The following is a 14,828-nucleotide window of genomic DNA, read 5'->3' as shown; positions in this document are numbered from 1 at the left end:
AGCTAAACGTCCTTCTATTTAAATCAATGCCCTAGATTCAGGCGATTGGCATGTTATCTAGCCGACATTGGCCAGCAATGATTTGCGATAAACGACAATATCTTCAATCGTTAATACGGGTATATTGTGCTGCGCACCGAAGGCAATAATTTCGGGCAAACGCGCCATAGTGCCATCGGTGTTAGTGACTTCACACAATACGCCAGCGGCTTTTAAACCCGCGAGTTGCATTAAATCGATAGTGCCTTCAGTGTGACCACGGCGGGTCAATACCCCACCCGGTTGGGCGCGAAGTGGATACACATGGCCAGGACGAGCGAGATCACTTGGCTTAGCGTCATCGGCAATCGCCGCTTTAATGGTGGTCACGCGATCGGCGGCAGAAACCCCTGTAGTCACACCGACTTTAGCTTCAATACTCACAGTAAACGCAGTGCCGTATTGGCTCGAGTTGTTTTCCACCATAGGGGGCAACTCGAGGGCTTTGACTTTTGCATCGGGTAAACACAGGCAAACAATACCGCTACATTCACGGATGAGCATGGCCATTTGAGCGTTAGTCAGCGTCTCGGCAGCGAAAATTAAATCGCCTTCGTTTTCTCTATCTTCGTCATCGACAACTAACACACCTTGGCCTTGACGCAGAGCATTAAGACCCGCTTCAACACGTTCGATAGCAGTACCAAAAGGAGCAAGTAAAGACTGATTCATGGTTAATATCCTTAAAAAATACGACATTGGAATATCCAGAATCAGGGCGTGCAGAAATACAACGTAATCAAACCAAATGGCTCGATTTTGCTGTAGCAATATCACTTCACTTGGGGTGAAGTTATTGCAAAACATGAGGCTAACACTGAGATATATCAGCGCATTGCACTGAGATACCACAATGTTGTCTTACATTCTCTTCCATCCGGACTCAGCACTGTCGCCATTAAAGCAAACAGTCCATTACCGTCGGCTCTGGAATAGTCAGTTTTGCACTAGGCAAAATCTAAGGCACCAGATCTGCTGACCCCGAAAGTGATTTCGGGCGCTCGCGGGCTTTGGGTGTCGCTCAGCAAAATAATCACTTAGTCGTTACCCATTTACCGCCGGTGGGGAGTTTCACCCCGCCCTGAGAATTTGCTTTTGAGCCATTTGCGCTCAAAAACGCGGTTATGTTGCTCTTATTTACCGCGAATGGCAACTTCTCGCGTTCAATGTTTGCGCTAGTGCACACCTGACCACTATCATACTGAACACATAAGCTAATTGACTTGCCGTCGCATTCTTCGACGGTCGTTATGGACGTCACAAGGACGTATAAATGCGCTCTCTGCTACTCACTTTAGGTATTGTTATGCTGTTATCCGCTTGTTCGACCTCCAAAGGGCAAGTACCTGCCCCGGTTGCTGAAAAAATTCCCCATGTGATGACTTTACATAGCGTAACGCGTACCGATGATTACTATTGGCTGCGTGATGATGAGCGCAAAGATCCTAAAGTGTTGGCCTATCTCAACGCTGAGAATCGTTATACCGCTGCTTATTTCAAACCATTAAAGCCGCTGCAAGATGGCCTTTATAAAGAGTTAACAGAGCGTTTAGTCGCCGATGAGTCGAGTGTGCCGTACCAATGGCATCAGCACAGCTACTATCACAGATACCAAGAGGGCAGCGAATATCCGCTGATCAGCCGTAAGGGCGCCGATGGTGTTGAGCAAGTGATGCTCGACGTTAACGAGCGAGCTAAGGGCCATGAGTTTTATGGTTTAGGCGGCGCGAGTGTGAGCCCTGATGAAACCATGTTGGCCTTTGGCGAAGACGTCCTCAGCCGCCGTGTATATCACATCTATTTTAAAGACTTGGCTTCGGGCGACATGATCACCGACGTGCTTGAAAATACCGAAGGTCGCGTAGTGTGGGCGAACGACAACAAGCATGTGTTCTATATCGCCAAAGATCTAAAAACCTTGCTGGGCTATCAAGTGTATCGCCACGAGCTGGGTACTAAGCAATCGAGCGATGTCTTAGTGTATGAAGAACAAGACGATTCATTTTATATTTCACTTGGTAAAACCTTAGATGAGTCGCAAATTGTGTTGTTCCAAGAAAGCACCACGACGAGTGAAGTGTCTATTCTCGACGCCAGCGAGCCTTTAGGTTTATTCAAACCAGTGTTAGCGCGGGAAGAAGGTCACGAATACAGTGTGTCTAAGCTGGGTGATACTTATTACATTCTCACCAACTGGCAGGCGACTAACTTCCGTTTGATGAAAGTTGCCATCAAAGATGCGGCGGACAAATCTAAGTGGCAAGAAGTGGTTGCGCATAATCCCAATGCCCGTATCGAAGACGAGTTAGTGCTCAAGGATTATCTGATTATTCAGACCCGTGAAAACGGCCTGACGCGGATTAAAGTGATGCCGCTCAATGGTCAAAAGCCCTTCGAGTTGAGCTTTGATGAACCTGCCTATGTGATGGGGTTAGATGTTAATGCCCAGCAAGACAGCAATAAGTTACGCATATTTTACTCCAGCCTAACGACGCCAGAAGCCGTATACGAATATTCGCTGGTGAATCCCGATAGACGTGATTTATTAAAACAAGATCAAGTCTTAGGCGGCTTCGATGCCAGCCAGTATCGTGCCGAACGGATATTTGTGACGGCCCGCGACGGTGCAAAAGTGCCCGTCTCTTTGGTATATCGCAAAGATAAATTCAAGAAAGATGGCACTAACCCTCTGTATCAATACGGTTATGGATCTTACGGTTACACAGTAGAACCCGATTTCTCTTCATCCGTTATCAGTTTGCTCGACCGCGGTTTTGTGTATGCCATCGCCCATGTGCGCGGCTCAGAAATGCTAGGTCGCCCTTGGTATGACAATGGTAAGCTGTTGAATAAGCAGAATACCTTCAATGATTTTATTGACGTAACAACGGCATTAACGGCGCAAGGTTATGGCGACAAAAACAAGGTAGTTGCCTCTGGCGGCAGCGCGGGTGGTTTGCTAATGGGCGCGATTGCTAACCAAGCTCCGGATAAGTATTTCGCCCTTGCAGCCCATGTACCTTTTGTTGATGTGGTGACGACTATGCTGGACGAGTCGATTCCGTTGACGACCAATGAGTACGACGAGTGGGGCAATCCTAACGAGAAAACTTACTTTGATTACATGTTGAGTTACTCGCCCTACGACAATGTCACCGAGCAAGAATACCCACACATGCTAGTGACGACAGGTTTGCATGATTCCCAAGTGCAGTATTTTGAACCCGCCAAGTGGGTCGCTAAACTGCGCGATGTACAGAATAAGTGGTACAAGATGGATGATAAGGTGTTGTTATTCAATGTGGATATGGAAGCTGGCCACGGCGGTAAGAGTGGTCGCTATCGCCAATACCAAGACACAGCCCAAGAATATGCCTTCTTCTTGAGTCTGTTAGGTATGGCGAAGTAGGTCATTCGCAAGTGACTGGCTCAGCCCTCTGGTATTTGTATTTAGTCCGCTGCGCGAACGGGCATTTATATACAGGCGTCACCACAGATGTCACACGACGCTTTAGCGAGCATCAGTCGGGTGGCATCAAATCCGCTAAGTATCTGCGCGGTAAAGGTCCGTTAACGCTGATGTATCAAGAGCAGGTTGGCAGTCAGGGTGATGCACTGCGGCGTGAGATTGCAGTTAAAAAGCTGAGTCGCAGTCAAAAGCTGGTGTTGATTGAGTCAGAGCGTGGATTAGTAGATCGTTAACACTGCATCATACTTGTTCTGTGACTAGTAATGATTAAGCACTGTCATTCCAGTGACTCGCCGTAGATATATCCCTATAGGCTCGACGACGGCATCCATGCCGCCAACGGTCACTTCCATGTCAGCGCTTAATCTGGTTAACTGCATAGTATCCTGTTACCTAGAGCATTCTCTTAAGCCTAATGTCAGACAGAACTATCTATCTTAGTTGGCATGATCCTATTGCAATATATGATAGGTTTGTAACTCGCACATGGGATATTCTGTCTGATAGATTGTTGTGTAAGGAAAGTGATAGAAATCTGATTAATTTATTTTGATACAAATAGTTAACGATGCACGCTTTCTCTGCTCTAATGAGGTAAGCGAGCATGCACACTATTCAAAGGTTATCTTAATGGAGGTCTTTTTTATATGCATGGCGTTTGCAAATTATGTAATCAAGAAGCGAAGCTTGAGTTGAGTCATTTTATTCCAAAATTTATAGGAAAGTGGCTTAAGAAGACTTCAATTACGGGGTATTTAAGAGATGGAAATCAAGTAAGTAAACGACAGCAAGATATAGCCAAAGAATATTGGTTATGTGGAGCTTGCGAAGATTTATTTTCAACATGGGAAAGAACTTTTTCGGTTAAAATATTCCACCCTTATATGAAAAACTCGAGTTTAGTAGCAGTGTATGGAAATTGGTTGTCAAAATTTGCAGCCTCTTTGTCTTGGCGAACACTTACTTATGTTCGCAGCAAAAATAGCCATGAAACTAAACCGCAAGAATACCTAGAAATGTTGGCAAAAGCTGAAGAGGGGTTAGCCAACTTCTTACTTGGTAAATCTTCAAACTTATACGAATTTGAGCAACACATATTTCCTCTTGATGTTATTGAGTCAACAAATTTCGATAATCTTCCAACAAACATCAATCGGTATTTCCTTCGTGCTATTGCCATGGATATTGTGGGTAACTCACAAGGCACGTACATTTATACGAAGTTACCTTCGTTTATTGTTATAGGTGTAATTAAGTCAAAGCAATCGAAACAAATGCGATCTAGCCGTGTGGCTATTCGCGGTGGAACAATATCCCCAAGACAGTACGTCTTTCCTGACGGTTTTGATGGTTATATCAGGGATGCTGCAAATAAAATATCTGAACTATACGAGCAAATCCCAGAAGAACAGCTTGCAAAGATTGAAAATTATGTGATTGATAATGTGGATAAAGTGGTAGGTTCAAAACTGTTTGAAGCTATTGTCCATGATTATGAGAGGTTTGGTCGAAAGTCATTAAGATAATAAAGCATTTAAGAGTGATTCCTAAAGCTTGGTATTTTTAGTTCAAGGTTGGGGGCTAGTGGCAATGTTGCTCATACTTGAATGCAACATTATATGTGAAGTTTATTAAGGCATTCATTGTTCAATTTGGCCACAGGTATACTCAAAGGTTAATGAGATTAAGCACTGTCATGGAAGTAACCGTTGGCGGCATGGCCGCTCTTTCACATCCATGTGATCGCGGTATTTGCACTTCTGTATGCAGCAGATGCCGCCGTAGAGCCTATAGGTACACTTCTTGTTAAACGACAGGGCGGCGAGTCACTGGAATGGCAGTGCTTAATAGCTTAACGATTAACTTTCATAATAAATCAAATAGTTAAGATTTAGTCGTCACCAAAGACTGGTCTGCATTGGGGTTAGAGAAGTAGAAATTGAGAGTTAAAAAAATGCCACTGGCCGGTTTATTGCCGGATTTATTATTGGGGTGAGTCGATTTTTTCTTCTGCTGAGCGATAAGTTTGTCTGCTATTGGTATTCTGAACTCCATTCAACAGCTTAAGAATGCCACTTACACAGATCTTTTCACGCTCTTGAACTACATGTCCGGTCTTTTTCTATGCTTAATTTACAATCCCTGGTAGGGCTTCTCTTAAAAGTTCCAACTCCTTTTTGTTTGCTTTAATCCAAAGTTTTTTCAAGTTTGGTATCGAAGCCAAGATTTCTACTGTCTCTTTAGTCTTGATTACATTTGTTTCAACAAGATATAACGCAAAAATATTTTTATTTCCACACAACTCATCAATACTGGACAACTGTGGGTTTCCACTGAGGTCTAAAATTTTTACGCTGTCAAGCGTTGAAATGATAGAACCAAAATCTAACTTTTGACATTTATTTAAAGATAAGTAGCTTAAATTCTGGGTGTTTCCAGTAATTTCAGAGAGTTTGCTTGCATGGGACACACTTAATGATTCAACGGAGTCTGAGCATAAATTAATTGACTCTAATGAGCGAACAATGGAGCAGTTTAATGAAATTGCGACATCAACTTTTAGATTAATAACTTTGGAGTTGAATATATTTACATGCTTAATCCCGTCAACCAATTCAGATGATTCATTTTGCTCAACATAACCTTTCCGAATGAATGCCATTATGGCTTTCCAATCATCTCGCTGCCACTCAGTGTTATATACATAATCCAATGTTGGTAATATAGAATCGAAGGTAGGTAATGAATTTTCCCACCTCTGCCATTCTGAAACATTTTCTGGTGCTAACTTTATATATTTCTTAAAAGATGAAATGTCCATATTATCACTTAATTAAAATTGGGTTGTCGAATTCAGAACGTTGATCACTTCCGGTATATTTTTGCATTTCTTTTGAGAAGCGGCTCTAAATTCTGATGATTTATTCTGTCACGCTATCCCTTTACTCACTCTTATTTGAGCTGACTAAAGCTTTAAAGCGAAGGTCACTCTTGCTCAGAGGGGTAAGTGCCTCGGCTTTGGTGAGATATTGCATAGTGATGTGGATAGCGTCTTGATGGTGACTAAATTCCCTAAAAATACGCTTTGCAATCAGCAGATTTAATTGATGTGCAGCTAATGAGGCATGCTCATGCTTTATCTGTAAAATAGCCTCTTCTAGGGAGATAGGGGGAATTTCTTCCAAGGTTATAAGAAAGGCTTTTGCGACAGTCCTGGCGTGTGAGAAATAGTCTGAGTGCGCATCTAAGGCGTAAATATGCTTGAAAATGTGTTTGGCTAGGGCTTTATTGCCGTTGCGATAAAAAGATTCGCCATCAAAACAAATATCCCCTAGTCCTTCCATTATCTGTCTAGGGTTATCCGATAGAGAAAGCGCTTCAATTTCTTTTTGGTATTCCGAAAACTGATCCATATTCTCGACCTTACTGGCAATACAGTGTGACTTTTCGACTATTGAAGTGGGAAGGCTGACAATCTTAGCAAATCCACAAGGTTAAAGCGTAACGGTCTGAATAAAATCAACATCATTTCTGCAAACTCAAGCTTAATTTCGGTATAAAAATGCCACTACAAGGGGTTAGTGGCATAAATGCATAAGTCTGGCATACGCTTAAAAGGGTGGGTAGAAGACTGACATCTTGGCTGGGAACCGTTGCAACATCAGCCTCTACGCCGGGAAGTGGGTAAAACCTTTGGGAGTGGAGGGGTAAAACGGCGCGTTATTGCATGCTCACTGGGCCGTCGATTTTGTTAAATGTCACATCGCCAGAACCTGCCGCAAGAATCGTTAATCCCTTGGTGTTAAAGACATTAATATTGCCTGAGCCGTCTGTGATGGTCACAGCACTTTGCACATTGGCGACCTCTATGTTGCCCGAGCCGTCATCAATTGCGGTATTGCCGCGAATATCGGTCAGCTTGATGGCACCAGAGCCATCTTCAATGGTTAGGCTGCCGTTGATTTGGCTGATTTCAATATCACCTGAGCCATCCTCTATGTTGATATTGTTACCACCGTTGATAGTGAGTTCACCTGAACCGTCTTTGACATTGATATCTGACGTCATCTTGCTGATCAAAATAGCCCCTGAGCTGTCATCAATATCCAGTGTAAAGTTCGCAGGGACTTGCAGTTTTAGGTCTATATAGGGCGAGTCATTATTAGAATCTGTTTGCTCAAAGTTGGCCTTGAGCTTGGCTTTATTGGCTTTTTTCTCAAGGGTGAGAATGACTTTGCTGTCATCGTTGCCGTCCTTATTGCTATAGATGTCGGCGATGAGTTTAATTTGGGCTAGGCCTTCGACACCGATAATTTCGAGACTGCCTGCGCCAGTTTCTGCAATCAGGCCTTGTAAGTCTTGGCTATCGAGTGTGAGTTCGCGTTGCTGGTGGTCTAAGTCTGGCATGCCTGCAGCGTTCACATTAAGAATGCAGCCAGTGAGCGATACTCCAGCAGTAAAAAACACTATAAAAGCGAGGGTGAATATAAATGGGCGTAGTGACATGTTAGCTTCCTTGTTTATCTAGCACTCGTTTTTCGGGTGAGCGCTGAGTCGTCTTGCGATGAATAAGACATTGCACAGCCCATGCCAATTTTAAGTTTTATTTATAATCAATTGGTTAAGCTAAAAAGTGTCCAGGGTTCACTATGCGGACATGTCCGCTACATGGGTGATTTACTCATAGATTAGTGAAATTGCTCATTTATTAAGTTAGTTTAAGCTCCGTAAGTCACGCGGAATCAAAAATACAAAAAAATACAAGAAGGGATGCAGATGGATTATTTAACGACGAACAAAACGGCTTGGGATGCGCGCACTCGGGTACATTTAACTTCTGATTTTTATGATGTGGCGGGTTTTCTTAATGGTAAGACTTCGCTGCGGGAAATTGAGCTAGGTGAACTCGAGGTTGCAGGTAAAAGTTTGCTGCATCTGCAATGTCATTTCGGCTTAGACACCTTGTCGTGGGCGCGAATGGGAGCCAGAGTCACAGGCGTCGATTTGTCAGCGGTGGCGATTGTTGAAGCGCAAAAGCTGGCAGAACGGACACAGTTGTCCGCCGAGTTTATCTGTAGCGATGTTTACAGTGTGGCGAGCAAGGTTGAGCCTCACGATATTGTGTTTACGTCCTATGGTGCCATTGTTTGGTTGCCGGATTTAACTCTGTGGGCGCAGACGGTGGTTGCCTGTTTAACACCCGGCGGACAGTTTTACATGGCCGAGTTCCATTCTGCGCAGCAGTTGTTCGATGGCTATAGCTATTTTAATCGGGGTGAGCCAGACATAGAGCAGGAAGGCACATATACCGAAAATACCTGTGATGATCAGCAAACCTTAATGTGCTGGTCGCACAGTTTATCTGAAGTGATCAATGCGTTATTACAGGCGGGCTTAGTGTTGGAGTTTTTCCACGAGTTTGATTTCAGCCCCTATAACTGCTTTGAAGGGCTCGAAGCGCAAGAAGATGGTCGTTATGTGTTAACACACCAAGGGCAGAAGGTGCCCTTGGTGTATAGCATCAGTGCGCGTAAGCCAGCGTAATCACAGCCTTTTGTAATCGCGATGATCAACGACTACGGTAAACCGGATACTTAAGGTATTGGTTGTCGTAGTAAGGGCTGCGTTCATAGAACCAGCGTAGGCGTGCCTCAGGATCGGCGGCAAACTCGGCATTGGTCAGTGCTTTGTCGAACTCAGCTTGTAGCTTAGGATCATCTTTTAGCATCTTGGCCGCCAGTGGCTCTACCGCATAATCTTCAATGTATTCAGTACGAGTGAAGATAGGATTGAAGAAACCCCATTGCAGTAAAGAATCTGGTGATTGCGGCTCAAGCAGTAAAATCGCCAGATCACCTAGCGGTTGATCCGTACTGATTTTAATGGTGCCAGCGGGCAGAGTTGTGCTGACTTTGGTTAACTCTGACTCGGCTTTGACCGTTTGGCGGCCCTCAAAATCCTTAGTGTTAAACACGGGATTGCTGAGGGTATATTGCTGCAATTTCAACTCGGTTGGCTTTTTGAGCGTGGTCATGCGAATGCCATGCACGTTAAGACGATCAATCACTTGAGTCCATTGCGCTGGAATATAGTAAGCACTCGGACGAGTGACCTTAATGTCGGGCACTGTTTCAGCCATCACAGGCAAGTTAGGGTAAAGCTTAGGTTCACCTGTCCAGCGCACAACTTCAGCGCCACTGATGGGGCTCTTTTCAAGTTGATAATCTATGCCTTTAAAATCCCAGCCTTTTTCTAATGGTGCTAATTTCCAAGTAAGGGTGATTAGCGGTGAGGCGCGGTATTTATCTTCTTGAATCGCACTCTTAAGTTTCGTCGCCTGTTCACCCACGGTTTTGAGGGTTTGCGCTAACATCACATAAGTGCCGAGCACCCTTTGCTTAAAGGGCTTTAGGCTGTGGTTTTCAACCAGAATGGTGGGCAAATGGCGAGCATCGCCATAACCGTTAGAGAAGCGCGGGCTTGGATTCCACAGCGACATGCCTTTGTTAATATCGGCGTTATCCACGGCAAAAATCAGTGCGCCGGGAATATGGCCTTGTTCCGTTAATGCCGCTTCAACCGCAGGTCTGTAGCTGTTTTCGAGCCAGCGGTAGCTCGCAGGGCTTAAGCCTTGGGCAAGGTTATAACCAAAGGTAACATCGTATTGATAGTCGATGCCGTCAGTAACATGCACATCGATATACAGATCCGGTTGCCATACGTTGATTGCGCGCAGCATGTGCTGCATTTCTAAGCTGTCGGCCTTAGCATAATCGCGGTTAAGGTTGAGATTATTAGCCGTAGTGCGCCAGCCCATATTCACAGGGCCACGTTGATTTACACGATTAAATTCGCCGCTGCGCTCATGGGCATCAACACTAAAAATAGGCACAAACAAGAGGTTAGCTTTATCGAGCAGGGCACTTTTATCGCCTTGGATAATGTCACGTAGCAGCATCATGCCGGCATCTTTACCGTCGATTTCTCCCGCATGAATTCCCGCCTGCACTAGCACTGTTGGCTTAGTGTTTTGTTTGAGGCGTGCCGATTCATTAATGCCTTCACTGCTGGCGATATACATCCAAATATCGCGCCCTTGTGGGCTCTTACCTAAGCTCACCTTTTGTAATTTATCTGTCTCGCCCGCGAGTTTGTCGAGCCAAGCGATAGTGGCATCGTAGCTTGGACTTTCAATACCGCCACTTTGCTCAAAGGGAGTCGCCCACTCGCTATCAACACTTAACATGAGCGATTCGCTGGCGCCAGACCAAGTGATGTTTGGCGGTAAAATCGCATCGTTGACAAAGGTGTTGGCTCGTTCAGGAATGGGCGCTGGTTGTGCTTCTGGCGCTGCAACTGTGGTATCGGCCAGTACATTAGTCGCAGTTTCAGTCGCTTGGCTATTCGCTGCTGGACTTGCATCCTGTGACGTTGTGATTACTGGGGAGCCAACTGCCAATGTTTCGGTGGTAGAGGCTTGCGCCATAGTGGCTGCCGGAGTTGTTTGGGTTGTGGTTTTCGCATCATTGGCAAAAGCATTACCAGGGTACAGATTGCCCGTAGAGAGACAGGCAATGGCGATAACGGAGAAAGAAAACAAGCGCATGAAAAGAGTCCATCTATCGAATTTTTATTAGGACGGTATCTTTTCATTAAACGCCCCGTTAACGCAAGGGCGGCTAAGGGTTATCCGGCATTTCTGACATGGATTTAAGCACTAAGCGAAATGGGAAAATCGACTAAGCCGTTTTGTTGGGCGTTATCTGAGAAGCTGGCCGCTTGTGATAGGCAATGTCGATAATGGCAATGTCTTTATAAAGTGCTTCGACGGCAATCGCGAGCTGATAAATTAGCCAGCTATAACCTGTGAGCGCAAATCCCTGCGGCACTTGGTCGTTTACGGCTGTCACTGGATCTGCGGTTGATGCTTGAGTGGCTGCGACTAGGGCAAGCTGGAGTCTGTGTTGCAATTCTTGATCTAAGCATTCTGGCAGTGTCGGCAATTGTTGAGCTTTACCCGCCACAAATTCTGCAAGTTGTTGCAAATAGAAGGCAAGCTCAGAGGCAACCGCATTAATCTGCAGATAGGCGTCTTTGTCTTCTTCCTGCCAGCGGGTTAAGGGTAAGAGTTCGAGTAAGGTGATTAAGCGCACTTGTTTATTGGCTAACTGCGACAGTAGCACTTTGTGTTTTTTGAGGGTTTGACTTTCCCATTCCAAGGAGAAAAACAGTTTCTTTTGAGTGAGTACGGCCTTCATCGCAGCCTCCAGTCTAGCGCGAAAATCGAGATCATGATTGGCGGGCGCCTTAAGATGCTCGGCTAATACTTCGGCCATATTGTCGATGGCATGGGTGAGTTGGGAGCGCCAATCTTGTTTAGCTTTAATCGGGAAAATGAACAGTGAGACCAAAATAGCAATCACGCAGCCGGAGAGGATGTTGGCCGTGCGCCATAGTGCCTCAGAGGTGTCATGGTTGGCGTCGCCGACCACGATTATGATGGTAAATCCGGCCACTAAATAGGCATAGCTATAACGTCCGGCCGAGATAAAACAAATCAAGCTAACGGCTAAGATCAGCAGGCTCATGATTAGCCAATAACTGTCCACTGTGGCAACTAACATCACCCCATAAGCTGAGCCTAAACAAGTGCCTATAGCCCTTTGTAGCGACTTTTCAATCGCGCCGCCTACCTGAGGTAAGCTCATCATAATGATCACTATCGTGACCATGCTCCAAATAAAATGCGGTGGCGCCCAAATGGCATTAATAGTGACAGCAACGAGTAAGGCTAGCCCGAGCTTTAGGGCGTGAATTGAGCGGAAATGGCGATAGATAAAGTCGGCAAAGGGTGTGGCTGGGGCAAATACAGACATAGGGCAAAATTCCTTTGAGCTAACTTAGCGATGTTAATCTGGTAGCAGTATCGCAGAAAAACCGTGTCACTTGCGGCCATAGCGCCATAAAGAAATGTAAATTGCGAAATCTAGCAAATTGAGCTTAGTGGATGGCGCGGGAGAGATCACATTAACACTCAGATTAAATAGGCTTAACTGATGCGTGTAGAGGCTGGCCATTATACCGTGCTGCAGATAAAAAAGGCTTGAATAAGCGTTGCCTATTCAAGCCTATATTCAAAGTGTTTGAGTTAGCTTAAGCTGCGCTCACTATCCGCTTTAACATCAACTTCTGTGTATTTATCCATGATCAAGGCACAAGCAGCATCGCCAGTGATATTGAGTGCGGTACGGATCATGTCAAAAACCCTGTCTAACGCAAACAGCAAAGGTAAACCATCGATAGGAATTCCTGCAGCTAACAGCACTGCCACCACTAAGAAGGATGGGCCCGGCACACCAGCTTGACCAATTGCACCTAAGGTTGAGGTGAAAATGATGGCCGCATAGGCTGTCATCGACAGATCAACGTTATACATTTGGGCGAAGAACATGGCCACTAAACCATAATAAATCGCGTTGCCGCTCATATTAATGGTGGCGCCTAACGGCAATACAAAAGCCGTGGTTGCCTTAGAGACTTTAAGATCTTCCTCACAGGTTTCCATATTCACTGGCAGAGTCGCCATTGAAGAGGCGGTCGATAAGGCCATTACCTGCGGCTTCTTCATTGCCGAAATAAACTGGCGCGCCGACACTCTTGAGAAGAGTTGCACCACTAATGGGAAGAAGATAAAGCCGTAGATCAGAATCGCAGCCACAAACACGGCGAATAACTTAAACACGACTTCTAGTGCATCGAAACCGAAAGTGCCGACAGAATCGGCCATCAAACCAAATACACCGATAGGGGCAATGATCATCACGCAGTTGATCATCCACACAAATGCATCGACGACTGTGTTGAGTGCGGCCAAAATAGGCTTAGCGCCATCGCCTTTAACTTTAGTCAGTGCGATGCCGAAGAAGATACTAAAGACTAAGATTTGTAATATGTTACCGCCGTTCAGCGACTCGAACACATTGGTTGGGATCATGCCGATAAAGGTATCCATTACCCCGGGTAATGCGCCATGTTCCTTGGTTACTTCCATCAAGTCTGTGCTGCTGTGGGCGGTAAAATCAACGCCTGCACCCGGTTGGAACAGATTACCCATCAAGAGTGCAAGCACAACGGCAAAGCCCGACGTGACAATAAAAAAGCCGAAAGTGCCAATGCCAATCTTACCCGCCGATGGGCTGTCACCTAAGCTCGCCGCGCCGCTGATGATAGAAACCAATACCAGTGGTATCACGAGCATTTTGATTAAATGGATGAAAATGGTTCCGAGTGGTGCAAACACGCTTGCACTCTCGCCCATGATAAAACCCACCAGTGCGCCGATAATCATGGCAATAACCACTTGCACACCAATGTTACCTAATAAACTCTTGCTCTTCATTCTTGCGAAACTCCCCAGTTGCCGCAGCATTTTGTGTCATGCACAGACGATTTGAACCTAGACGACTCAAGCTTTAATGATTAAGGCTTACTCTAGGCTAAAGGTTCACTCTATGTTAAAGGCAAATGCCCGACATCTTTGTCCGGCTAAAGTACCACAATTGCATAGTAGGGGATTGTGAAACATCACCAACCTTGGTTTCAAAATAACCAAAGTCTAAATCACGTTAACGTTAAATGAGAAATGCTTAAATTTATGCGCTTAAAAATGAATAAAGCTTATTTTATTGTGTTTTTTTAACTTCTGGATTGATGAATTGTGATTTTGCGTTGGGTTGCAGAGTCGCGTTGGGTAGATATAACGACTGTTGAAAGTATCAATTTTAACCTTTGCGTAGTTTTTTCTGTGGTATACAACCCGTTTTTTCCATTATTTATGGATGAACTGACTGCAAGTGATTGGAAGGAGCAGATTAACTTAAAGCCATAGACTTATGTTTTTTAAGCAAGTTAACATGTCACTCTGACGTTAATATGAAGGAGACATTGGTGGATATAGGATCATTCCTTGGCGAATCAGAGCCGTTAAAAAACTGGATTAATAAGTGTATTACTCAGCGAGGCTTACAATATTGGCTTGTTTATCAAGATACTGCGGAAAATGAAACTCTCCAATTGACCACGCAGCTACTGCCAATTGTCGATGATATGAGGGATTGGTCTAATGAAGAAATCGATGAGTTTGAAGATAGTCTGATAAACAATGGTTATTGCTATCTGCTCAATATGGATCAAATCGAGGATGTAATCGATAATCTTAAGCAGCAAAAAGCTCAGCCCAGTGAACAGGAACTGCTTGAAGCTATTATCTTTTACTATGAGCGAGATGCGTTTATAAGCCTTTAATCGGTGCTAATTTGCT

At 44.8% G+C, this 14,828-nt stretch carries 12 protein-coding genes, 1 pseudogene and 1 riboswitch; of the genes and pseudogenes, 5 read left to right on the top strand and 8 right to left on the bottom strand.

Features of this window, described 5'->3' with window-relative positions:
• Window positions 1-57: 57 nt before the first annotated feature.
• Window positions 58-711, bottom strand: coding sequence for a 3,4-dihydroxy-2-butanone-4-phosphate synthase (gene ribB / locus L5L77_RS07490; protein ID WP_131525667.1), 654 nt, complete (start codon window positions 709-711; stop codon window positions 58-60).
• A 189-nt stretch (window positions 712-900) separates the two neighbouring features.
• A riboswitch (FMN riboswitch) is annotated at window positions 901-1,132 on the bottom strand.
• 180 nt (window positions 1,133-1,312) lie between these two features.
• Between ribB and L5L77_RS07485 the strand changes: the two genes are divergently transcribed.
• Together L5L77_RS07485 and L5L77_RS07480 are read left to right on the top strand one after the other, a co-directional pair.
• Entirely contained in the window at window positions 1,313-3,448 is a 2,136-nt protein-coding gene (locus L5L77_RS07485) for a S9 family peptidase (protein WP_263222492.1), read from the top strand.
• A gap of 20 nt (window positions 3,449-3,468) precedes the next feature.
• Window positions 3,469-3,741, top strand: a pseudogene (locus L5L77_RS07480) (GIY-YIG nuclease family protein); the annotation flags it as partial.
• A gap of 24 nt (window positions 3,742-3,765) precedes the next feature.
• Here the strand turns inward: L5L77_RS07480 and L5L77_RS07475 are convergent.
• Window positions 3,766-3,888 carry a hypothetical protein gene (locus L5L77_RS07475; protein WP_263222491.1) on the bottom strand — a complete coding sequence of 41 codons (123 nt, stop codon included), beginning with the start codon at window positions 3,886-3,888 and terminating at the stop codon, window positions 3,766-3,768.
• Window positions 3,889-4,155: 267 nt separating this feature from the next.
• Between L5L77_RS07475 and L5L77_RS07470 the strand changes: the two genes are divergently transcribed.
• Entirely contained in the window at window positions 4,156-5,034 is an 879-nt protein-coding gene (locus L5L77_RS07470) for a hypothetical protein (RefSeq protein WP_263222488.1), read from the top strand.
• Between the two features lie 602 nt (window positions 5,035-5,636).
• Here L5L77_RS07470 and L5L77_RS07465 read toward each other — a convergent pair.
• From L5L77_RS07465 to L5L77_RS07455, 3 genes are all read right to left on the bottom strand, one after another.
• On the bottom strand, window positions 5,637-6,329 hold the full coding sequence (locus L5L77_RS07465; RefSeq protein ID WP_263222486.1) for a hypothetical protein: 693 nt from the start codon (window positions 6,327-6,329) through the stop codon (window positions 5,637-5,639).
• Window positions 6,330-6,450: 121 nt separating this feature from the next.
• Complete coding sequence (locus L5L77_RS07460) at window positions 6,451-6,921, bottom strand: hypothetical protein (protein ID WP_263173754.1); 471 nt, start codon at window positions 6,919-6,921, stop codon at window positions 6,451-6,453.
• Between the two features lie 307 nt (window positions 6,922-7,228).
• Window positions 7,229-8,014 carry a hypothetical protein gene (locus L5L77_RS07455; RefSeq protein ID WP_263222483.1) on the bottom strand — a complete coding sequence of 262 codons (786 nt, stop codon included), beginning with the start codon at window positions 8,012-8,014 and terminating at the stop codon, window positions 7,229-7,231.
• 270 nt (window positions 8,015-8,284) lie between these two features.
• On the opposite strand from L5L77_RS07455, the gene L5L77_RS07450 reads away from it, so the two are divergent.
• A complete protein-coding gene (locus L5L77_RS07450) occupies window positions 8,285-9,052 on the top strand; it encodes a class I SAM-dependent methyltransferase (RefSeq protein WP_263222481.1) in 768 nt (255 codons plus the stop codon).
• 25 nt (window positions 9,053-9,077) lie between these two features.
• Here L5L77_RS07450 and L5L77_RS07445 read toward each other — a convergent pair whose 3' ends face one another.
• The 3 genes from L5L77_RS07445 to L5L77_RS07435 all read right to left on the bottom strand — a co-directional run bounded on the left by L5L77_RS07445 (window position 9,078) and on the right by L5L77_RS07435 (window position 13,907).
• The gene (locus L5L77_RS07445) at window positions 9,078-11,114 is read right to left on the bottom strand and encodes a M14 family metallopeptidase (protein ID WP_263192132.1); all 2,037 of its coding nucleotides are present in this window, start codon (window positions 11,112-11,114) and stop codon (window positions 9,078-9,080) included.
• A gap of 133 nt (window positions 11,115-11,247) precedes the next feature.
• On the bottom strand, window positions 11,248-12,384 hold the full coding sequence (locus L5L77_RS07440; RefSeq protein WP_263222478.1) for an FUSC family protein: 1,137 nt from the start codon (window positions 12,382-12,384) through the stop codon (window positions 11,248-11,250).
• 272 nt (window positions 12,385-12,656) lie between these two features.
• Window positions 12,657-13,907, bottom strand: coding sequence for a dicarboxylate/amino acid:cation symporter (locus tag L5L77_RS07435; RefSeq protein WP_105250986.1), 1,251 nt, complete (start codon window positions 13,905-13,907; stop codon window positions 12,657-12,659).
• 548 nt (window positions 13,908-14,455) lie between these two features.
• Between L5L77_RS07435 and L5L77_RS07430 the strand changes: the two genes are divergently transcribed.
• Window positions 14,456-14,812 (top strand): hypothetical protein, encoded by a 357-nt coding sequence (locus L5L77_RS07430; RefSeq protein WP_131525702.1) that lies wholly within the window; start codon window positions 14,456-14,458, stop codon window positions 14,810-14,812.
• The last annotated feature ends 16 nt before the right edge of the window (window positions 14,813-14,828 follow it).

The sequence above is a fragment of the Shewanella sp. SM29 genome, from assembly GCF_025654245.1.
Classification (GTDB): domain Bacteria; phylum Pseudomonadota; class Gammaproteobacteria; order Enterobacterales; family Shewanellaceae; genus Shewanella; species Shewanella oncorhynchi.
Note: the sequence above shows the minus strand (reverse complement) of the source record. Positions and strands in the feature narration are given on the sequence as shown.